At 39.7% G+C, this 22560-nt stretch carries 17 protein-coding genes; all 17 read left to right on the forward strand.

Translation table 11 applies throughout. From position 1 onward, the window contains the following. Positions 1 to 118: 118 nt before the first annotated feature. The 17 genes from D0Z64_RS01780 to D0Z64_RS01860 all read left to right on the forward strand — a co-directional run bounded on the left by D0Z64_RS01780 (position 119) and on the right by D0Z64_RS01860 (position 22533). Positions 119 to 2071, forward strand: a complete 1953-nt coding sequence (locus tag D0Z64_RS01780; protein ID WP_080881184.1) for a sucrose-specific PTS transporter subunit IIBC — start codon at positions 119 to 121, stop codon at positions 2069 to 2071. Positions 2072 to 2267: 196 nt separating this feature from the next. Further along, the gene (gene groES, locus D0Z64_RS01785) at positions 2268 to 2552 is read left to right on the forward strand and encodes a co-chaperone GroES (RefSeq protein WP_040457224.1); all 285 of its coding nucleotides are present in this window, start codon (positions 2268 to 2270) and stop codon (positions 2550 to 2552) included. A gap of 51 nt (positions 2553 to 2603) precedes the next feature. Next, entirely contained in the window at positions 2604 to 4214 is a 1611-nt protein-coding gene (gene groL / locus D0Z64_RS01790; protein WP_080881185.1) for a chaperonin GroEL, read from the forward strand. Positions 4215 to 4485: 271 nt separating this feature from the next. Then, entirely contained in the window at positions 4486 to 7059 is a 2574-nt protein-coding gene (gene mutS, locus D0Z64_RS01795) for a DNA mismatch repair protein MutS (protein ID WP_127345830.1), read from the forward strand. A 1-nt stretch (position 7060) separates the two neighbouring features. Then, positions 7061 to 8944 (forward strand): DNA mismatch repair endonuclease MutL, encoded by a 1884-nt coding sequence (gene mutL / locus D0Z64_RS01800; protein ID WP_080881187.1) that lies wholly within the window; start codon positions 7061 to 7063, stop codon positions 8942 to 8944. Positions 8945 to 8947: 3 nt separating this feature from the next. Next, entirely contained in the window at positions 8948 to 9541 is a 594-nt protein-coding gene (gene ruvA / locus D0Z64_RS01805; RefSeq protein WP_006352134.1) for a Holliday junction branch migration protein RuvA, read from the forward strand. A 112-nt stretch (positions 9542 to 9653) separates the two neighbouring features. After that, on the forward strand, positions 9654 to 10604 hold the full coding sequence (gene ruvB / locus D0Z64_RS01810; RefSeq protein ID WP_236692627.1) for a Holliday junction branch migration DNA helicase RuvB: 951 nt from the start codon (positions 9654 to 9656) through the stop codon (positions 10602 to 10604). 76 nt (positions 10605 to 10680) lie between these two features. Continuing rightward, on the forward strand, positions 10681 to 11139 hold the full coding sequence (gene yajC / locus D0Z64_RS01815; RefSeq protein WP_006352132.1) for a preprotein translocase subunit YajC: 459 nt from the start codon (positions 10681 to 10683) through the stop codon (positions 11137 to 11139). A gap of 108 nt (positions 11140 to 11247) precedes the next feature. Continuing rightward, a complete protein-coding gene (gene zwf / locus D0Z64_RS01820; protein ID WP_080881188.1) occupies positions 11248 to 12699 on the forward strand; it encodes a glucose-6-phosphate dehydrogenase in 1452 nt (483 codons plus the stop codon). After that, on the forward strand, positions 12692 to 13813 hold the full coding sequence (gene dinB, locus D0Z64_RS01825; RefSeq protein ID WP_080881189.1) for a DNA polymerase IV: 1122 nt from the start codon (positions 12692 to 12694) through the stop codon (positions 13811 to 13813). Before zwf ends, dinB begins: the two co-directional genes overlap by 8 nt. A gap of 56 nt (positions 13814 to 13869) precedes the next feature. Then, positions 13870 to 14826 carry a DHH family phosphoesterase gene (locus D0Z64_RS01830; protein ID WP_080881190.1) on the forward strand — a complete coding sequence of 319 codons (957 nt, stop codon included), beginning with the start codon at positions 13870 to 13872 and terminating at the stop codon, positions 14824 to 14826. Beyond that, on the forward strand, positions 14819 to 16180 hold the full coding sequence (locus D0Z64_RS01835; RefSeq protein ID WP_040457229.1) for a DEAD/DEAH box helicase: 1362 nt from the start codon (positions 14819 to 14821) through the stop codon (positions 16178 to 16180). Before D0Z64_RS01830 ends, D0Z64_RS01835 begins: the two co-directional genes overlap by 8 nt. A gap of 237 nt (positions 16181 to 16417) precedes the next feature. Further along, positions 16418 to 19057 (forward strand): alanine--tRNA ligase, encoded by a 2640-nt coding sequence (alaS, locus tag D0Z64_RS01840; RefSeq protein WP_080881191.1) that lies wholly within the window; start codon positions 16418 to 16420, stop codon positions 19055 to 19057. A gap of 52 nt (positions 19058 to 19109) precedes the next feature. Beyond that, complete coding sequence (locus D0Z64_RS01845; RefSeq protein ID WP_080881192.1) at positions 19110 to 19367, forward strand: IreB family regulatory phosphoprotein; 258 nt, start codon at positions 19110 to 19112, stop codon at positions 19365 to 19367. Next, positions 19368 to 19796, forward strand: coding sequence for a Holliday junction resolvase RuvX (gene ruvX / locus D0Z64_RS01850; protein ID WP_080881193.1), 429 nt, complete (start codon positions 19368 to 19370; stop codon positions 19794 to 19796). A 1-nt stretch (position 19797) separates the two neighbouring features. Continuing rightward, positions 19798 to 20112, forward strand: a complete 315-nt coding sequence (locus D0Z64_RS01855) for a DUF1292 domain-containing protein (protein WP_006352125.1) — start codon at positions 19798 to 19800, stop codon at positions 20110 to 20112. A 66-nt stretch (positions 20113 to 20178) separates the two neighbouring features. Next, positions 20179 to 22533 carry an endonuclease MutS2 gene (locus D0Z64_RS01860; protein ID WP_080881888.1) on the forward strand — a complete coding sequence of 785 codons (2355 nt, stop codon included), beginning with the start codon at positions 20179 to 20181 and terminating at the stop codon, positions 22531 to 22533. The last annotated feature ends 27 nt before the right edge of the window (positions 22534 to 22560 follow it).

Below are 22560 nucleotides of genomic sequence, written 5' to 3' on the forward strand. Positions count from 1 at the left end.
ATCATAGCAAAAAAAGATGAAAATATATGATAAACGATTGACATATTTTTAGAATGCGATATCATAATTTAATGACTTTAAAGATAAAGCGTTTACATAATTTTGAGGGAGGAAAGTTATGGATCACAGGAAAGTAGCAGAACGAGTTATCAAAGATGTTCATCAAGATAACATCATTGCCGCTGCGCATTGTGCTACTCGTTTGCGTTTGGTTTTAAAGGATGATTCAAAAATTGACCAAAAGGCCTTAGATAATGATCCTGATGTTAAAGGAACATTTAAGACTAATGGTCAATATCAGGTAATTATTGGGCCAGGGGACGTTAATGACGTCTATGATGAATTAATCAAAATTACTGGCTTGAAAGAACTATCAACTGATGATTTAAAGAAGGTTGCTGCCAAGGGTCAAAAGAAGAACCCAGTAATGGGCTTCATTAAACTCTTGTCTGATATCTTTGTTCCAATTATTCCAGCTTTAGTTGCTGGTGGTTTGCTTATGGCATTGAACAACTTCTTGACTTCGCCAGGTTTGTTTGGCTCCAAGTCAGTTGTTCAAATGGTACCAAGTATTGCCGGACTTTCAAGTATGATTCAAATCATGTCCGCTGCGCCATTTATCTTTATGCCAATTTTGGTTGGTATGTCGGCAGCCAAGAGATTTGGTGCTAACCAATTATTAGGTACAGCCGTCGGTATGATTATGACCACGCCTAACTTAGGCGGTGCAACTAAGTTCTGGGACTTATGGGGTTGGCATGTTGCTCAAATCAACTACCAATATCAAGTTATTCCAGTATTGGTTGCTGTTTGGGTACTTTCTATTCTGGAAAAGAGATTGCACAAGTGGCTGCCATCAGCCGTTGACTTTACTTTCACACCACTTCTGTCATTGATGATTACCGGTTTTCTTACTTACACGATCATCGGTCCTGTCTTTAAAGGCGTATCTGATGCGATTACTAATGCCATCGTATGGCTCTACAATACAACTGGTGCCTTCGGAATGGGTGTCTTTGGTTTAACTTACTCAGCAATTGTTACTACTGGTTTGCACCAAAGCTTCCCAGCTGTTGAAACTCAGCTTTTGGCTAAATTTGCTCAAACTCACGGTGCAAGCTCTGGTGACTTTATCTTCGTTACCGCATGTATGGCCAATGTAGCTCAAGGTGCCGCTACTTTCGCAGTTTACTTCTTAACTAAGAACAAAAAGATGAAGGGCCTTTCTTCATCAGCTGGTGTTTCTGCACTTCTTGGTATTACTGAACCTGCACTTTTCGGTGTTAACTTGAAGTACAAATTCCCATTCTTCTGTGCTTTAATCGGTTCTGGTGTTGCTGCTACCTTTGCGGGCTTGATGCATGTTACTGCTGCTGCTTTAGGTTCAGCCGGCTTCCTGGGCTTCCTTTCAATTTATCCAAAGACGATTCCAATGTGGGTTGTTTCCGTTGCAATTAGTTTTGTCATTGCCTTTATTTTGACTTATGTTTACGGTAAAGGTCATTTGAAGGAAGAAGTTGCTAGTCAAGATGTTCCAGTTAATGATGCAACTTCAATTGCTGAAGATAATCAAAAAGCCGAAAAGGTATCTAAAGAACAATTAAGCTTAAAGGATGAAGTTATTGCGGCTGCGGTAGATGGACAGCCTGAAAGCTTAACTAAAGTAAACGATAAAGTATTTTCCGCTAAATTAATGGGTGACGGTGCAGCAATCGTTCCTAGTGATGGCACGATTTACGCACCAGTGACAGGTACTGTTACTATTGCTTATGAGACCAAGCACGCTTATGGCATTAAATCTGATAAAGGTGCTGAAGTATTGATTCATATCGGTCTTGATACAGTTAACTTAAAGGGTCAGCACTTTGAAAGCTTTGTTAAGCAAGGACAACGTATTAACAAAGGAGACAAGTTGGGTACGGTTGACCTTGAAGCCGTCAAGAAGGCTGGCTATGATACAACAGTAATGGAAATTATTACTAATACTGCCAACTATGCTAACGTTCAAAGAATTAGCGATGCAGGCGTTAAGCATGGTGATAAATTAATCGCTGTTACTGCTCATAATTAAAAAATCTTATACTCCTCTAGAAAAATAAAGAAAAAGTAAAATTAGCACTCTTTTATAAAAAGTGCTAATTTTTTCTTGCTTTTTTATTGAAAACACGTTATTATCATATTTGTAAGCTAGCACTTGGTAAATACGAGTGCTAATTAACAAATATGATAATAAAAATTAAAAAACTAAGATTATAGGAGGGACAAACGTGTTAGAACCAATCGGTGATCGCGTGATCGTAAAAGTTAAAGAAGAAGAAGAAAAGACTGTTGGAGGCATTGTCCTTGCTTCCAATGCTAAGGAAAAGCCAACTGAAGGTGAAGTTGTTGCAGTTGGCAACGGCGCTTATGCTGAAAATGGCGAAAAGCTGCCAATGACAGTTAAGAAGGGCGACGTAGTTTTATACGATAAGTACTCTGGCACTAATGTTAAATATGAAGGTGAAAAGTACTTAGTCCTTCACGAAAGAGATATTTTAGCAATCGTTAAGTAATTATCTAAGTCAAATCTTTTAAAATAAATCGAGATAAGGAGGAGCTAATCTATGGCTAAAGATATTAAATTCTCAGAAAACGCAAGACGTTCACTCTTAAAGGGCGTTGATAAGTTAGCTGATACTGTTAAGACTACTATTGGTCCTAAGGGTAGAAACGTTGTTTTGGAACAAAGTTACGGTAACCCAGACATCACTAACGATGGTGTTACTATTGCTAAGTCAATTGAATTAAAAGACCACTACGAAAACATGGGTGCTAAGTTAGTTGCCGAAGCAGCTCAAAAGACTAACGACATCGCAGGTGACGGTACTACTACTGCTACCGTTTTGACTCAAGCTATCGTTCGTGAAGGTATGAAGAACGTTACTGCTGGTGCTAACCCAGTTGGTATTCGTCGCGGTATTGAAAAGGCAACTAAGGCAGCTGTTGATGAACTTCACAAGATCAGCCACAAGGTTGAATCAAAGGATCAAATTGCTAACGTTGCTGCTGTTTCATCAGCTTCTAAAGAAGTTGGTGCTTTGATCGCTGATGCTATGGAAAAGGTTGGTCACGATGGTGTTATCACTATTGAAGACTCACGTGGTATCAACACTGAGCTTTCAGTAGTTGAAGGTATGCAATTTGACCGTGGTTACTTATCACAATACATGGTAACTGACAACGACAAGATGGAAGCAGACCTTGATAATCCATACATCTTGATCACTGACAAGAAGATTTCAAACATTCAAGACATCTTGCCATTACTTCAAGAAATTGTTAAACAAGGCAAGTCATTGTTGATCATTGCTGACGATGTAACTGGTGAAGCTCTTCCAACTCTTGTTTTGAACAAGATCCGTGGTACTTTCAACGTTGTTGCTGTTAAGGCACCTGGCTTTGGTGACCGTCGTAAGGCTCAATTACAAGATATCGCTGCTTTAACTGGTGGTACTGTAATCACTGAAGACCTTGGCCTTGAACTTAAGGACACCAAGATTGATCAATTAGGTCAAGCTCGTCGTATCACTGTAACCAAGGACTCAACTACTATTGTTGACGGTGCTGGTTCAAAGGAAGCCATTGACGAACGTGTTGACACTATCAGAAAGCAAATTGAAGACTCAACTTCAGACTTCGACAAGAAGAAGTTGCAAGAACGTCTTGCTAAATTAACTGGTGGTGTAGCTGTTATCCACGTTGGTGCTGCTACTGAAACTGAACTTAAGGAACGTCGTTACAGAATTGAAGATGCCTTGAACTCAACTCGTGCTGCCGTTGACGAAGGTTACGTTGCTGGTGGTGGTACAGCTTTAGTAAATGTTGAAAAGGCTGTTCGTGAAGTTAAGGGTGAAACCACTGATGAACAAACTGGTATCAACATTGTTCTTAGAGCTTTGAGTGCACCAGTTCGTCAAATTGCTGAAAACGCTGGTAAAGATGGCTCAGTAATCTTAGACAAGCTTGAACACCAAGACAATGAAGTTGGTTACAACGCTGCTACTGACAAGTGGGAGAACATGGTTGATGCCGGTATTATCGACCCAACTAAGGTAACTCGTACAGCCCTTCAAAACGCTGCATCTATTGCTGCACTTCTTCTTACTACTGAAGCTGTTGTAGCTGATATTCCTGAAGATAAGCCACAATCTCCAGCTCCAGATATGGGAATGTAGCCGTTAGCGCTTTAGCGCTTACGGATACATTTCTAGATCATGAAATGATCTAGTTCATCTCTTAGCGTTTTAGCGCTTAGAGATTCAATTCTCAAACATTTATGTTTGAGAATATAATTTAAAACATTGCAATAAAAGTTATACACATAGAAAAAAGATCGCATTTGCGGTCTTTTTTCTTTTGTCCACATCTTTAGCGTATAATAGTTAACAGTGAAAAAGAGCTAAAAAGAAAGAGGAATTTCATTTGGCTAAAAGCAGTACTACTCCTATGATGGAGCAATATTATGACATAAAAAAGCAATATCCCGATGCCTTCCTTTTTTATCGCGTCGGCGACTTCTATGAATTATTTGAAGACGATGCAGTCAAAGGTGCGCAGATTCTTGAGTTAACCTTGACTCACCGTTCTAATAAAACTAAAAATCCAATTCCAATGGCAGGTGTGCCTCACTTAGCTGTGGATTCATATGTGAATACTTTAGTTGAAAAAGGCTACAAAGTTGCACTTTGTGAACAACTAGAAGATCCGAAAAAGGCCAAGGGCATGGTGAAGCGAGGGATCATTCAGTTGGTTACGCCCGGTACTATGATGGCTGAAGGACCTAATGAGGCAAAAGAGTCTAATTACTTAACTTCTGTAGTGACGACCAATAGTGGATTTGGTTTAGCCTATAGTGATTTGTCCACAGGTGAGATTTATACTACCCACTTAAAAGATTTTGCAGCAGTTTCAAACGAACTTTTATCTTTAAGAACGCGTGAAGTTGTGTATAACGGACCATTAACGGCACAAAATCAAGATTTTATGCACAAGGCAAATATCACAGTTTCTAAACCAACGCCGCTTGAAGGCGAACATGCCGAAATTTCATACGTTGAACAAAACTTAAAGAATCATGCAGAAAGACAGGCAGCTGAACAATTAGTAGGTTATTTATTAACAACACAAAAACGCAGCCTGGCCCACTTACAGATTGCAAAAAGCTATGAAGTAAATCAATATCTGCAAATGTCGCATACTGTGCAGAATAATCTAGAATTAATTTCTTCTGCAAAAACCGGTAAAAAGATGGGTTCGCTCTTCTGGGTGCTGGATAAAACTCATACGGCAATGGGTGGTCGTTTGCTTAAGCGGTGGCTATCGCGTCCGCTTCTTTCAATTGAAGAAATCAATAAGCGGCAAGAGATGGTTCAATCCTTGTTAGACAACTACTTTACCCGAGAAAATGTTATTGATGCTTTAAAAGGCGTTTATGACCTTGAACGATTGACCGGACGGATTGCTTTTGGCAATGTCAATGCTCGTGAACTTTTGCAATTATCACGTTCCTTGCAAGCTGTACCAGTGATTTTAGATGCTTTAAAGCAATCAGACAGTACAGAATTAAAAGATTTTGCCGATAAAATTGATCCACTCAAAGGTGTTGCTGAATTAATATCAACTACTTTAGTTAAGGATCCGCCAATTTTAACAACAGAAGGCGGCTTAATTCAGGATGGCGTAGATGCTCAGCTTGATCGTTACCGTGATGCGATGAACAACGGTAAAAAGTGGCTGGCACAAATGGAAGCTGATGAACGAGAAAAAACCGGAATTGAGAACTTGAAGGTAGGCTATAACAAAGTATTTGGCTACTATATTCAAGTTTCTAATGGCAATAAGAGCAAAGTCCCCTTGGATCGTTATACGCGCAAGCAGACGCTGACTAATGCCGAACGTTATATCACGCCTGAATTGAAAGAACATGAAAACCTCATCATGGAGGCGCAGACTCGTTCAACTGATTTGGAATATGATTTGTTCGTTAAATTGCGTGAAGAAGTTAAAAAGTATATTCCAGCTCTGCAAAAATTGGGCAATCAATTGGCTGCTTTAGATGTTTATACAGGCTTTGCTACCGTTGCAGAAGAAAATAATTATTGTCGCCCAAGCTTTCACAGTGCCAACCAGAATATCGACGTCGTTGGTGGCCGCCACCCAGTTGTAGAAAAGGTAATGACGGCTGGTTCCTACATCCCTAATGATGTCAAAATGGCCGACGATACGGATATTTATTTGATTACTGGTCCAAATATGTCTGGTAAAAGTACCTATATGCGACAAATGGCATTAATTGCGATTATGGCGCAAGTGGGCAGCTTTGTGCCAGCTGACAGTGCAGACTTGCCAATTTTTGACCAAATCTTTACGCGAATCGGTGCGGCCGATGATCTGATTTCTGGTAAGAGTACTTTCATGGTGGAAATGAGTGAAGCAAATGAAGCACTGCAATATGCTACCAAACGTAGTTTGGTACTATTTGATGAAATTGGTCGTGGAACAGCCACTTATGATGGAATGGCTTTAGCTGGCGCCATTGTTAAATACCTGCATGATAAAGTCGGTGCGAAAACTTTATTTGCCACGCACTACCATGAATTGACTGATTTAGACAAGACATTGCATCACTTGAAGAATATTCATGTTGGAGCAACTGAAGAAAATGGCAAATTGATTTTTCTGCACAAGATCTTACCTGGCCCAGCCGATCAGAGTTATGGGATTCACGTTGCTCAACTTGCTGGCTTGCCGCATCGCGTTTTGCGTGAAGCAACTAAATTGCTTAAACGACTTGAAGCACAGGGTGCAAGCGAATTGGGACCAGCCAGTGAACAGCTGAATTTGTTTATGGAAAATGCTCCAGAAGCAGAAGAGACAACTGACGATGAAGCAGAAACAGTTTCAAATGCTGAAAAAGATGTGCTGGATCAAATTTCTAACCTTTATTTAGCAGACAAGACACCACTGCAAATAATGCAAATGGTTGCTGATTGGCAACAAGATTTAAAGGATGACGAGTAAAATGCCTAAAATTCATGAATTATCCGAGGCCCTAACTAATCAAATTGCCGCCGGAGAAGTTATTGAGCGACCGGCTAGTGTTGTTAAGGAATTGGTTGAAAATTCAATTGATGCTGGTGCAAGCAGAATCAGAATTGATTTTATGGATGCCGGTTTAAAGCAAATCGTTGTTCAGGATAATGGTACAGGAATTGCACGCGATCAGATTGATTTGGCATTTACTCGCCATGCAACTAGCAAAATCAATAATGAGCGTGATCTTTTTAACGTTTCTACATTAGGCTTCAGAGGAGAAGCTCTAGCTTCTATATCTGCGGTTGCTCATGTTGAAATGATTACGGCAGCTGCTGATGAGATTGGTACTAAAGCAGTTTTTGTGGGCGGAAATAAAAAGACTGAAGAAGATGCAGCTGCAAGAAAAGGAACAAAGATAACAGTTAAAGATTTGTTCTTCAATACCCCGGCGCGGTTGAAATACTTGCGTAGTCCGCGAACTGAGATGATGAAAATTGTCGATATTGTCAACCGCATTTCGCTAGGCTATCCGCAAATTTCTTTTACTTTGTCTAATGCCGGCAAAGTATTATTGAGAACGCCGGGTAATGGCAACTTAGCCCAAACCGTAGCTAATGTTTACGGTCGCCATATTGCTGAAAAGATGATTCCCTTTAAAAATGCAGACAGTGATTTTCAGGTTTCGGGTTTAATGTCTCGTCCTGAATTGACGCGTTCAACCCGCAATTTTATTTCCATTTTGCTTAATGGTCGCTATATTCGGAACTTTCGCCTGAACACGGCGATTATGGAAGGATATGGTTCCAAATTAACTGCACGTCATTATCCAGTTGTGGTGGTTGCAATTAAGGTCGATCCTTTATTAGTTGATGTCAATGTTCACCCAACTAAGCAAGAAGTAAGATTGTCTAAAGAAAAAGAACTAAGCCGTTTGATCACGGCCGCTATTAGCGATAACTTAATCAGTCATCCCGAACAAAGCGATGCTTTTGCCAATTTAAAAACTAATCGGCAGGAGACCCTGGTTGATCAATTAAAGTTTAATTTAAACCAGAACGTGGTTAATACCACTAGGCAACCAACACCAGAAATTCATGAAAAAGTAACGCCAACTGAATTAACACCTAAAAAGGCTAAGACGAAATACGTGGATTTAAGTATTCCACGTGAGGATGATCGTTACGTAATTACCACGACATGGGCAGACAATATTGCCAAACAAACACAATTAACGCCCTTTGGCAAAGGCAAGTCTGACAAGGAAGTTATTTCAACTGGGGATGAAACGCTGGCTACCAGTTTGCCAGAACTGCAATATTTGGGTCAAACTAAAACCTATATTATTGCTGAAGATAATGGTGATCTGTTTTTGATTGATCAGTTAGCAGCACGGCGCCGTTTAACTTATGAAAAAATTTATCAGACACTGCTTGAAAAAAAGATTGTGCAGCAAGGTTTATTAACGCCTTTGGTTCTTGAATTTGGCAACTTGGACTTTTTACAGATAAAAAGCAAAATTGACGAGATTAAAAAAATCGGAATTTTTCTGGAAGATTTTGGTCAAGACAGTTTTATTATGCGCTCCTATCCAACATGGATTCATGGTGATGTTGAAGGCTCAGTTAGAAAAATTTTGGATAGCTATTTAACGTTCGCACACCAGACTGAAACGACCTTGTTTGCTAAAATTGCTGCTTTGCAGGCTCGAAAAGAAATTACCGGTCATGTTGATTTATCGGCTGGAGAAAATGTCAGTCTTCTAGCGGATTTGCGCAAGAGCAGTGATCCATATCATGATGCCGATGGCAAAGTTGTTTTAGTAAGAATAAGTCAAAATGACTTGCGGAAGATGTTTAAAAAGGATGAATAAAAGATGTTTGAATATTTAGATGGAACGATTGCTGAAATTTCGCCAAGCTATATCGTCGTTGATGTTAATGGCGTTGGCTATAAAGTTTTCAGTCCGACTCCTTTTGCTTATCATCAAGGGCAAAAGGCTAAAGTTTATGTTGAGCAGAATTTCTCAGATAACAATGGCTTTACTCTTTATGGTTTTCAAGACAAAAATGCTAAAGGTCTTTTCCTGAAATTGTTGAGTGTCAGCGGAATTGGTCCCAAGTCTGCTTTAGCTATCATGGCGGCTGAAGACAGCGACTCCTTGGCTGAAGCAATTGAGCAGGGTGAAGTTAAGTATTTGACGCGTTTTCCGGGCGTGGGCAAAAAGACGGCTTCCCAAATTGTGCTTGATTTGAAAGGAAAGTTAGGCGATTATGTTAATCGTTTGGATCGGACGGTTGCCGATAATGAAGAGATTTCACCAGAATTGCACGATGCCTTATTAGCTTTGATTGCCTTAGGCTACACTCAAAAAGAGGTCAATCGCATTACTCCGAAACTGGAAAAAATTGATACCGATAGTGCAGATAAATATATTAAGAAGGGATTGGCCCTTTTATTAAAGAAGTAATGTTATAATGAACATTAGTTTGTAAAAAAGTGAGGAAGTGAATTTTGTGGTAGACAAGGAAGACGCGATAACTTTAAGTGAAGCGCAAGATGCGGAAGAAGAACAAGTTGAAATGTCGCTGCGTCCGCAAAGTTTGGATCAATATTTGGGACAAGCACGAGTAAAAAAAGAAATGGCAGTTTATATCAAGGCAGCCAGACAAAGGGATGAAGCATTAGATCATGTTTTGCTTTATGGCCCACCAGGTCTTGGTAAAACTACATTGGCTTTTGTCATTGCGCATGAGTTAGGCGTTCATCTTAAAAGTACATCTGGGCCAGCGATTGAAAAAGCCGGTGATTTGGTGGCACTTTTATCAGAACTGGATCCTGGCGATGTTTTGTTTATTGATGAAATTCACCGTTTGCCTAAACCGATTGAAGAAGTACTTTATTCTGCTATGGAAGATTTCTATGTCGATATTATGATCGGTGAGGGAGAAACGACGCATGCCGTTCATGTTCCACTTCCTCCATTTACCTTAATTGGGGCAACTACTTTGGCGGGACAGCTTTCAGCGCCGCTACGTGATCGTTTCGGTATTGTTGAGCATATGCAATATTACACTGTAAATGAGTTAGAGCAGATTATTCAACGATCCGGCGATGTCTTTCATACTTCTATTGCTCCTGAAGCAGCTCATGAATTGGCTCGTCGGTCTCGGGGAACGCCACGAGTGGCCAACCGTTTGTTAAAACGGGTGCGTGATTTCGCCGAAGTTAAAGGTGAAGATACCATTTCTTTAAAGACAACGGAGCATGCTTTGAAGCAATTGCAGGTTGACGATGAAGGACTGGATCTGACTGACCGCAAACTTTTGCGTACGATGATCGAAGGCTATGGTGGCGGCCCTGTTGGCATCAGAACTTTAGCAGCAAGTGTCGGTGAAGATATTGATACGATTGAATCTTTGTATGAACCATATTTGCTGCAGCATGGCTTTATTTTATTAACGCCGCGTGGTCGAATGGCAACTGACAAAGCTTATGCTCAATTAGGATTACCTAATCCAAATGAAGAATAAGACAGATTAGAGTGCATCTTAGGTCTGCTTTTTGTATAATAAAAGTAATTGACATTAACATTGATATTTTTATGAGGTGAAAAATTTGAATACTTTATTTTTGGCTAATGCTCAAGGTGGCAGCAGCAATATTATGATGATTGTTGTTTTCGTTATTTTGATCGGATTCATGTACTTTGGCATGATTCGCCCGCAAAAGAAGCAACAACAAAAGAGAATGCAAATGATGGATCAATTGAAGAAGGGCGACCGTGTTGTTTTAGTTGACGGCTTGCACGGAAAAGTTGATTCAATCAATGGCAAAGACAATACTGTTGTTATTGACGCTGATGGTATCTACTTGACTTTCAGCAGAATGGCTATTCGTCAAGTTTTGCCAGCCGCAGCAGAAAAGCCAGCATCAGCTGAAACTGAAAAGTCAGAAGCTCCTGCAGAAGAAAAATCAGCAGAAAAGACTGAAACTAAGGAAGAACCTGAAGCAAAGCCTGAAACTGAAAAGCCAGCAGATGACAATTCAGAAGAAAAGAAAGATTAATCATAAGATAATTTTATGAATAAAAGCGCCTTTGAAAGGCGTTTTTTATTTTGCTAAAAAATTCCTTGTTGTAAAATAAATGTGTTGACTATGAAGTGGAGGTACAAAATGAAAAATATTCCAGTTGTCATGATTATTTTCGGTGGTAGTGGTGACTTGGCACACCGTAAGCTTTATCCTGCATTATTCAATCTTTATGAACAAGGCTTGATTCACGACAATTTTGCTGTTATTGGAACTGCACGTCGTCCTTGGTCGCATGAATACTTACGTGGACAAGTAAGCGATGCAATTCATGAAACTCATACTGAAGTTGATGAAAATGATGTCAAAGACTTTACAAGTCATTTTTACTATCAATCTCATGATGTAACTAATGTTGAACACTATGTTACTTTAAAAGAATTGGCTCAAGAACTGGACGATCGTTACAGTGCCCAAGGAAATCGCTTGTTCTACATGGCCATGGCACCAAGATTCTTCGGAACAATTGCCACCCATATTGACGATCAGCATTTGACTGGCAGCGGCTTTAACCGGATTGTTGTTGAAAAGCCATTTGGCCGTGATCTTAAGAGTGCTGAAGAATTAAATAAGCAAATTACCGCTTCATTTTCTGAAAATGAAATCTTTAGGATCGATCATTACCTTGGCAAGGAAATGATTCAAAATATTTTGCCAATGCGTTTTACCAATCCATTGATTAAGAATATTTGGAACAAAGGCAATCTCAAGAATATTCAAGTTACTTTTGCTGAAAGACTCGGTGTTGAAGCTCGTGGTGAATATTATGAAACCTCAGGTGCTTTGCGTGATATGGTGCAAAATCATATTTTCCAAATCATTACCTTATTGGCAATGCCAGAACCAGAGAATATTTCTTCAGAAGCCATTCACAAGGCAAAGCAAGAATTGTTGGAAAGCTTGATTATTCCAAATGCTGAACAAGTAAAAAAGGACTTCGTTCGAGGCCAATATGCTGGTAGTGACACCACCTTTGCTTATAAGAAAGAACCGAAGGTAAATCCTAATTCTTTAACTGAAACATATGTCGCAGGAAAGGTTAAGTTTGAAAGAGGACCAATTGCCGATGTTCCAATTTACTTCAGAACTGGTAAGAAATTCAAAGAAAAGAAGAACCGAATTGACATAGTGCTAAAGCATATCAACACTCCATATGGTCAAGCTTATTCCAACAATATTACGATTGAAATTGATCCAAAAAGTCGAATTTTTATTACCATCAACGGTAAAAAGATTAGTGAAGAAGGAATTAGAAGAGAAAATCTTGACTACACTTTCTCTAAGTCTGAATTAGCAGAAGTGCCAGATGGTTATGAACGCCTTCTCCATGATGTTTTTGTCAATGATTCCACTAACTTTACCCACTGGAGCGAATTAAAACGTTACTGGATGTTCATTGATGCAATAGAAGATGCTTGGCAAAAGGAAAACGAAGCTGGCAACCCAGATATCGTCCAATACGCACCATATCGGATGGGGCCAACTGAAAGCAACCATATTTTTGAATCTCCAACTGAACATTGGATTTATGAATAATAACGAGAATTTATTACCTAAAAACGACATCCATCGCCGGATTATTCATCTGGATATGGATGCTTTTTACGCTTCAGTGGAAATGCGGGATCATCCCGAATTAAAAAATAAGGCAGTAGTTGTTGCTCATGATCCGCGGGATTTCAATGGTCATGGCGTGATTACGACTGCAAATTATATCGCGCGCAAATATGGCGTTGGCAGTGCTATGCCGGCAATTAAAGCAGTGCAGCTTATTCCAGCAGATAAATTAGTCTTTATTCCGCCCAATTTTGACAAGTATCATGCGGTTTCTAATCAAGTCCATGCCATTATGCACGAAGTAACAGATATCATTGAGCCCGTTTCTTTAGATGAGGCATATCTTGATGTTACGAAAAATAAACTAGGCGATTACTCTTCAATTCAGTTAGGCAATTACATGCAGCAAAAAGTATATCGCACGACCGGTTTAACTTGTTCATATGGCGTGACCTATAATAAGTTTTTGGCAAAAATGGGTTCTGAATATGCCAAACCATTTGGAAAAACAGTCATTTTGCCCAGTGAAGCCCAATCCTTTTTAGCACAGCAGGATATCAAGAAGTTCCCTGGAGTCGGGAAAAAGATGCAGGCCGTTTTAAGAGAAATGGGGATCAATACTGGTGCCGATTTGCAGCAAAAAAGCGTCAAATTTTTAATTGATCATTTTAAAAAGATGGGTTACGTATTAGCGATGCATTCACGTGGCATAGACTTAAGTCCGGTTGAAGCCAAGAGACAACGGAAGTCGATTGGCAAGGAAAGGACGTTTGAGCCTAGCATTTTTGACCAGCAGCAAGCGCTGACTTTATTAAGAAATTATGCACGAGATGTCAGTCAGATGCTTAAAGAAAAAAATCTGCAAACCAATTGCATCGTCTTAAAATTGCGCAATACCGATTTTCATACGGTTACCCGGCGACGCATGCTGCGGCAAAAGACGCAGGATGAACAGTTGATTTATAGTGAGGCAAAGTCATTATTTGAGACTTTGCCGGAATTTTTAGATCAAGGAATTCGGCTGCTCGGTATCTCGGCTACCAATTTGGAACAAGAAACTTATCGTGAAACTAATCTGTTTTCAACTTTATAAAAAAGGCGATTGTCTGTTACACTAGAGGGTAAGAAAATTAAGGAGAGTTAAAGATTATGAGTACTTTTGATGAAATCTACGAAAAAATTAAAGAATATCCTACTATTATCTTGCATCGTCACGCCAGTCCTGATCCAGATGCAATTGGTTCACAAGCTGGTCTTGCTAGAAGCTTGCAAGAAAAATTCCCTGACAAACGTATTTTGTGTGCCGGTGAAAATGACGAAGGCGATTTAGCCTGGATTAATACTATGGATAAGGTCACTAAGAAAGATTATGAAGGTGCTTTGGTAATTACAACTGATACTGCCAACACCTCTAGAATTTCCAACAAGCTTTACCGTGAAGGTTCTTTCTTAATTAAAATTGACCACCACCCTGATGTCGATCCATATGCCGATATGAGTTATGTCGATCCAGATGCACCAGCAGCTTCTCAAATTATTGTTGATTTTATTAATGCTGAAAAATTGCCTCTTCCTGAAGAAGTTGCTTATCCGCTTTATGCTGGAATTGTTGGTGATACCGGACGGTTCATGTATCCAGAAACTTCCGCTCATACTTTTGATGTAGTAGCTCAACTTGCCAGAACAGGCATTAATATTACTGAGATTGCTCGTAATATCAGTGATGTTACCTTTGCTCAAGCTAAACTTCAAGCTGCCGTTCTTGACTATATGACAGTTGATCCATGCGGCGCAGCTTATGCTGTTTTAATGCAAAAAGATTTGAAGAAACTTGGCATTACTGATGATCAAGCATCAGTTACTGTTTCTACTCCAGGAAGAATTAAAGATATCAAAGCTTGGAATGTTTTTGTTGAAAAACCAGATGGTACTTTCCGCGTTCATTACCGTTCAAAGGGTCCTGTAATCAACAAATTAGCTGAAAAACATGATGGCGGTGGTCATGCTTTGGCTTCAGGCGCTAATGCAAAAGATATGGATGAAGTAAAGCAAATCTTCGCCGAAGTTGTTGAGGTAACTAAGAAATACAATGAAGAACATGAATAATACTTTTACTGATTCAAGAATTAAACCTGAACTGCAGGCCGGGCTTGAAAAAATTCATTTTACTAAGCCAACTAAAGTTCAGGAACGAGTTATCCCGACCATGCTTTCACGGCAAAATGTGATTGTACAGTCAGCAACAGGTTCTGGTAAGACGCATGCTTATCTAGTACCGGTTTTTAATGATATTGATCTGTCTTCTGACTATGTTCAAGCAATTATTACTGCACCTAGTCGTGAATTAGCCGATCAGCTTTATCAGGTTGCCAAGAGCCTGCGCAAGGCTTCAGGATTGAATATTTCAATCATGCACCTGGCTGGAGGAACTGACCGGGAACGTCAATTAGAAAAAATCGAAAATAAAAAACCGCAACTGGTTATTGCAACGCCAGGTCGTTTGCTGGATTTTGTCCAAAAGAAGATCTTTGCTGTTGATGCCGTGAAGGACTTTATCATTGATGAAGCTGATATGACTTTGGATATGGGCTTCTTAAATGATATCGATCAAGTAGCTGCTAAGTTGCCAAAGGATGTGCTTTTTGCAGCCTTTTCAGCAACTATTCCAGTGAAGTTGGCCAACTTTTTACGTAAGTATATGGCGCATCCTGACGAAATTATCATTGATAATCCAGCAATTATTGCGCCAACAATAAAAAACGATCTTTTGGATGTTGGTTCAAAAGATAAGAAGAACGTTCTTTATCAATTATTAACGATGGGGCAGCCATATTTGGCCTTGGTTTTTGCCAATACAAAGCAAAAAGTTGATGAATTAACCAAGTTTTTGCAGGATCAAGGATTAAAGGTCGCTAAAATTCACGGCGGCATCACTGAACGTGAGCGTAAACGGACGTTGCGCCAAGTTGAACAGGGGCAATTCCAATATGTAGTTGCCAGCGACTTGGCAGCCCGTGGTCTTGACATTGATGGCGTAAGTTTAGTTATCAATTATGAAGTTCCGCGCAATTTGGAATTCGTCATTCACCGGATTGGCAGAACAGGTCGCAACGGTTTGCCAGGTCACGCAGTTACTTTGATTCGCGAAGAAGAGATGAACCGAATTGAAGAGCTGGAAAAGATGGGCGTTCATTTTGATTTTGTTGAAATTAAAAAGGGCGAACTGGTTCCTCGTAAACATTATCGCCGTCGCGACAACCGTGAAGCTAAGAATCGCAAGCTTGATACAAAACTGGTTGGTTATGTTAAAAAAGAAAAACGTAAACGCAAGCCAGGCTACAAGAAGAAAATCAAACGTGCTATTCAAGAAGACAATCGTCAAAAGCGCAAGCTTGAACAGCGGCATGAGGTTCGCAAAGCTAAGCGGCAACGTCGCCGTCGGCGTGAGCAGGGACGTTGACAAACTTCGTCTAAGTAGTACAATTATTTTCAGCTTAAGATATGTCTTTTAAAGTTGAATTTCAAAGAGAGAGCTAATTGGTGAGAAAAGCTTAATTCGCTTTAGGGGATGCTCCTTTAAGTATTAATTTTAAAGATAATCAAGAGGTAACAAACACTGTTGCAATCAAGGTGGTACCGCGCACGTAGCGTCCTTGAAACTGTAATGGTGTTTTTTATTTTGGATTAGGAGATAAAAATGAAGAAACTAACAAGTTCAGAGTTTCGGCAAATGTTCTTAGACTTCTTTAAAGAACATGGCCATATGATTATGCCAAGTGCATCACTTATTCCACAAGATGACCCAACTCTTCTTTGGATCAATTCTGGTGTTGCCACAATGAAGAAGTACTTCGATGGTTCAGTTGTTCCTAAGAACCACAGAATTACTAGTTCACAAAAATCAATCAGAACTAATGATATTGAAAACGTTGGTAAAACTGCTCGTCACCAAACCTTCTTTGAAATGCTTGGTAACTTCTCAGTTGGGGACTACTTCAGAAATGAAGCTATTACTTGGGCTTGGGAATTTTTGACAAGTCCTAAGTGGTTAGGTCTTGATAAGAGCAAGCTTTATTGTACTGTTTATCCAAAAGACATTGATTCACAAAAGGTATGGGAAAAGGCAGGAATGCCTAAAAATCATATCTTTAAGTTAGAAGACAACTTCTGGGATATTGGTGAAGGTCCATGTGGTCCTGATACTGAAATTTTCTATGACCGTGGTCAAGAAAACAACGATGTTGCTGAAGATGACCCTGAAAACTTCCCAGGTGGTGAAAACGCTCGTTACCTTGAAATTTGGAACATTGTTTTCTCACAATACAACCACCTTCCAAATGGCAAATATGTTGATCAGCCACATAAGAATATCGATACTGGTATGGGTCTTGAACGTGTGCTCTCAATTTTGCAAGGCGCACCAACAAACTTTGAAACTGACTTGTTCTTGCCAATTATTCATGCAACTGAAGAGATGACTCCAGGCAAGAAATACGGTGTTAACAAAGCAGATACTACTGCTTTCAAGATCATTGCCGACCACGTTCGTGCCGTAAGTTTTGCTATTGCTGACGGTGCTCTTCCTTCTAACAATGGTCGTGGCTACGTTCTTCGTCGTTTAATTCGTCGTGCTGATTTGAATGGTCAACGTTTGGGCATTAAAGGTGCATTTCTTTACAAACTTGTTCCAGTTGTTGGTAAAATTATGCAAAGCCATTACCCAGAAGTTATGGATCAAAGAGGCTTCATTGAAAATGTTATTCAAAATGAAGAGGAAAGATTCCAAGCAACTCTTGATTCTGGTTTAACTTTGCTTGATGAATTAATTGCCAAGGCTAAGAAGTCAGACAATAAGACTATTTCAGGCAAGGATGCCTTCAAGTTGTTTGATACTTATGGCTTTCCTTATGAATTAACATTCGAATCAGCTCAAGATGCAGGTCTTAAGATTGACAAGAAGGGCTTTGATAAAGAAATGCAAGCTCAAAAAGAGCGTGCTCGTAAAGCTCGTGGTGACCTGCAATCAATGGGTCGTCAAGATGTAACCTTGATGAATATCAAGGACAAGTCAGAATTTGAATATGGCAAGTATGAAGAAGACCATGCTAAATTGATTGACATTGTTGTTAATGACAAGTTGGTCAACAAGGCTGATGGTGAAGAAGCAATTTTAGTATTTGATAAGACGCCATTTTACGCTGAACGTGGTGGACAAGTTGCCGATCATGGTAATATTTACAACCAAGATGGCGAATTAGTTGCTAAAGTTACAGATGTTCAACATGCACCTAATGATCAAAACTTGCACTTTGTTGATATCATTTTGCCACTTGAAAAGGGCAAAGAATATGTTTTAAAGATTGATCGTGAACGTCGTGAAGGTTTGCGTCACTCTCACACTGCAACTCACTTATTGCACGCAGCTCTTCGTCAAGTTTTAGGTGAACATACTCACCAGGCTGGTTCACTTGTTGAACCTGATTACTTGAGATTTGACTTCACAGCTATGGAACCAATGACTCCACGTGAAATTAAATCAGTTGAAGAATTGGTTAACCAAAAGATCTGGGAAGCAATTCAAGTTAAGACTACTGTCACTACACCAGAAGAAGGCAAGAAGATGGGTGCCTTAGCTTTGTTCAATGGCAAATACGGTGATAAAGTTCGTGTTGTTCAAGTAGGTGACTTTTCATCAGAATTTTGTGGTGGTACTCACTGTGACAATACCAACCAAATCGGTATTTTCAAGATTATTTCTGAATCCGCTGTTGGTGCAGGTATGCGCAGAATTGAAGCCGTAACTTCAAAGAAGGCTTATGAATACTTAGCTGACCGCTCAACTTTACTTGATGATATTCAAGAACATGTTAAGGCTACTAAGCCAGATGGCATTATAGACAAGATTGATTCACTTGAAAGTAGCTTGCATGATGCCCAAAAGCAAATTGAAGATTTAACTAAGAAGATCAACCAAGCAAAGGCTGGAGAAATCTTTGACAATGTTCAAAAGGTTGGCGATTTAACAGTTATTGCTGCAACAGCAGACGTTAGCGGTATGAACGACTTGCGTGAAATTGCCGATAGCTGGAAAAGTGGCAACAAGTCTGATGTCTTGGTATTGGCTGCCAAGAATGATGGCAAGGCTAACATGATTATTAGCTTGAATAAGAAGGCTCTTGATAAAGGTCTTAAGGCTGGCGATTTGATTAAGAAAGCCGCTCCAATCTTTGGTGGTGGCGGTGGTGGCCGTCCAAACATGGCTCAAGCCGGCGGTAAGAAGCCAGAGGGCATCGATGAGGCTATTAAGACTGTAATTAGTGAAATTTCTAAGAATTAAATAATTGAGTTTGGCTCTTATTTCAAGTAGAATTGTGACAGGAGGAATAATTATGAGTTCATTAGATAAAACCATGCATTTTGACTTTAACCAAAATAAAGGCAAAAACGTGTATGATACTCTAAAAGATGTTTACAATGCGCTCGAAGAAAAGGGCTACAATCCAATTAATCAAATTGTTGGATACTTGCTTTCTGGGGATCCTGCTTATATCCCACGGCATAATGATGCTCGTAATTTAATTCTTAAGCATGAGCGTGATGAAATTATTGAGGAGCTTGTAAAGAGCTACCTTGGCAAAGATAAGTAAATGAGATTAATCGGTTTAGATATCGGCTCCAAAACAGTTGGAGTTGCAGTCAGCGATGAATTGGGGATTACTGCGCAAAAATTAGAGACGATTCCAATTGATGAGAGTAAATTTAACTTTGGAATGCGTCCACTGAAGAAAATTGTGCGCGAATATGATCCTGCAGGATTTGTCTTAGGTCTGCCAAAGAACATGGATGGAACAAGTGGGCATTCAGTAGATCGGAGCAAGGCTTATGGCGAACGTCTGAAAAAGAAGTTTAATCTGCCTGTTTATTATGATGATGAACGATTAACAACAGTGGAATCACGAAGAGTTCTAGTTGAAGAAGCTGGCGTTCATGATCGCAAGAAGCGTAAGCAGGTAATTGATCAGATGGCTGCAGTGCTTATCTTGCAAAATTATTTAGACTTACACCGAAAGGATTAAAATGGCAGCAAACATTAATGGTGATGGTGATAAGGACCGTCAAATTACCTTGATTGATGATCAGGGCAATGAAGAATTATATGAGATCTTATTCACTTTCCATTCTGATGACTACAATAAGTCTTACGTACTTCTGTATCCTGCAGCAGTAGGTGATGATGAGGATATCGAAGTGCAAGCATTTAGTTATGATGCTGATGATGCAGGCGACGTTACAAGCAGCGACTTGCATGAGATTGAATCAGATGAAGAATGGGATATGGTTCAAGGAGTATTGAATACATTCTTGAGCGATGATCGTTTAAGTGGTGAATAAAACAAAAAGGACTGGCATTGCCAGTCTCTTTTTGTCTTACTTGGAATGTAAAGATAAATAGCTATGATGAACAAAAAAATTTTAGAAATACTTGAATTTCAACGGATCACTGCTCGTTTAAAGAGTTTGGCAATCACAGCTCCTGCTAAAAAGAGGGCAGAACAATTATTGCCAAGTGGTGATTATGAGCAGGTACAAAAACAATTGGATCAAACTTTTGCTTTAAGCAGTCTTTTGAGAGTGAAGGGCAATTTACCATTAACAGACTTTGAAGATGTTCGTCCAAGTACCAAAAGATTAGGTGTAAAAGCAAATTTAAATGCAAAAGAATTAGGCAATTTGTTGTTGGTTTTGACTTTAGCTAATGATGTTAACGGCTTTATGGAAGAAGTCGATGATGAAGTTGATCTAAGTTCAGTTGACGAAATTTTGACAGAACTTGATGTACCGGAGACTTTGTTTCATGAATTAAAAAAGTCGGTCGACTATGACGGTGAAGTACTGGATACAGCTTCTACTGCTTTAGCCAGACTGCGTCATGATATGCGCAGCAATGAAGAAGAAATTAAAGCAAAAATGGAAGGCTACACCAAAGGCAATTCTAGTAAGTACTTGTCTGAAGGAATTGTAACTATCCGTGATGATCGCTATGTTATTCCAGTCAAGCAAGAATATCGTGGAAAATTTGGTGGCGTTGTTCATGATCAAAGTGCCAGTGGTCAAACTTTGTTTGTGGAACCAGAAGCCGTTTTGAATTTAAATAATCGGCAGCAAAATCTGGTAGCGCAAGAGCAACAAGAAATTCACCGCATTTTAAAGTCGCTTTCAAATTTAGCACGGACTGAAATTGATCGCTTAAATGCGATTGCCTCAGCTCTGACTGAATTAGATTTTTTGCAGGCTAAAGCAAAGTTGGCAAAGCAAATGAAGGCCTCACAGCCAAAACTGAGCAAAGATCATTCTTTGAATTTGCTTAAAGCGCGGCACCCATTAATCGATCCAGAAAAGGTAGTACCAAATGATATTCGCTTAGGTGATAAGTTTGATACAATGCTGATTACTGGCCCCAACACTGGTGGTAAAACTATTACTTTAAAAACTGCCGGGTTATTGCAATTAATGGCGCAATCTGGTCTGTTTATTCCAGCTGAAGAAGGCAGCACGGTAGGCGTCTTTAAACAGGTCTATGCTGATATCGGTGATGAACAGTCGATTGAGCAATCACTGAGTACTTTTTCTTCACACATTAACGATATCGTGTACATTATGAAGCATGTCAATGCCGATACTTTAGTTTTAATTGATGAAATTGGTGCGGGAACTGATCCAGAAGAAGGGGCTAGTTTGGCAATAAGCATTTTGGACTTTTTGCGCAAAAAAGATGCCAAAATCATGGTTACCACACACTACCCTGAATTAAAACTGTATGGCTACAATCGCGAGCGAACAACAAATGCTTCAATGGAATTCGACCTCAAGACGCTGTCGCCGACATACCATTTGCAGATCGGTATTCCGGGGCATAGTAATGCGTTTGCTATTGCACGTCGATTGGGGATGCGTGAAGACGTCGTTCAAAATGCCCAAGGATTAATGAAAGATAGTGACTCTGACATCAATAAGATGATTGAACGCTTGAATGAACAAACAAAGGCTGCAACGGCGGCCCGTAATCGGCTGCAAACCAGTTTGGATCGCAGTCAAAAATTAGAAGAAAAACTGCAAGAGGCACTGGACTGGTACAATCAGCGAGTTCAAAAGCAGCTTGATTTTGCCCAGGAACGAGCTAATGAAGTTGTTGCTAAGCGTCGTAAAAAAGCTGATCAAATTATTAAGCAGCTCGAAAACAGCCGGCAGCATATTAAAGAAAATGAGATTATTGATGCTAAAGGTCAGCTTAATAAGCTTGAACAGCAGGAGGCAAACAATTTAGCCCATAATAAAGTCTTGCAGCGTGAGAAGCGTCACCACCATGTGAATGTTGGCGATAAGGTAAAAGTCCTCTCATATGGGCAAACTGGGACGATTACCAAGAAACTGTCTGAGCATGAATATGAAGTTCAGATTGGAATTATCAAGATCAAAGTTTCCGATCGCGATATTGAAAAAGTAACGGGTGAAAAAACCACGCCAAAGAAGCAAGTACGTGCAACCAGTGGTACTTTGAGAAGAAATAATGCTCATAGCGAACTCGATCTGCGTGGTCAGCGTTATGATGAAGCAATGACGAACTTGGATCGTTATATCGATTCAGTTTTGCTAGCCGGACTTGACTATGTCACAATTATTCATGGAATCGGGACAGGTGCTATTCGTAAAGGCGTATGGCAATACCTGCGTTCAAGCAATCACGTTAAAAGTTTTAATTATGCACCGGCTAATGAAGGCGGCAATGGTGCAACGATTGTCCATTTAAAATAAAAGCAAGCAATTAACTTGTAAAAAGTA

The organism is Lactobacillus amylolyticus (assembly GCF_003999355.1).
Lineage (GTDB): Bacteria > Bacillota > Bacilli > Lactobacillales > Lactobacillaceae > Lactobacillus > Lactobacillus amylolyticus.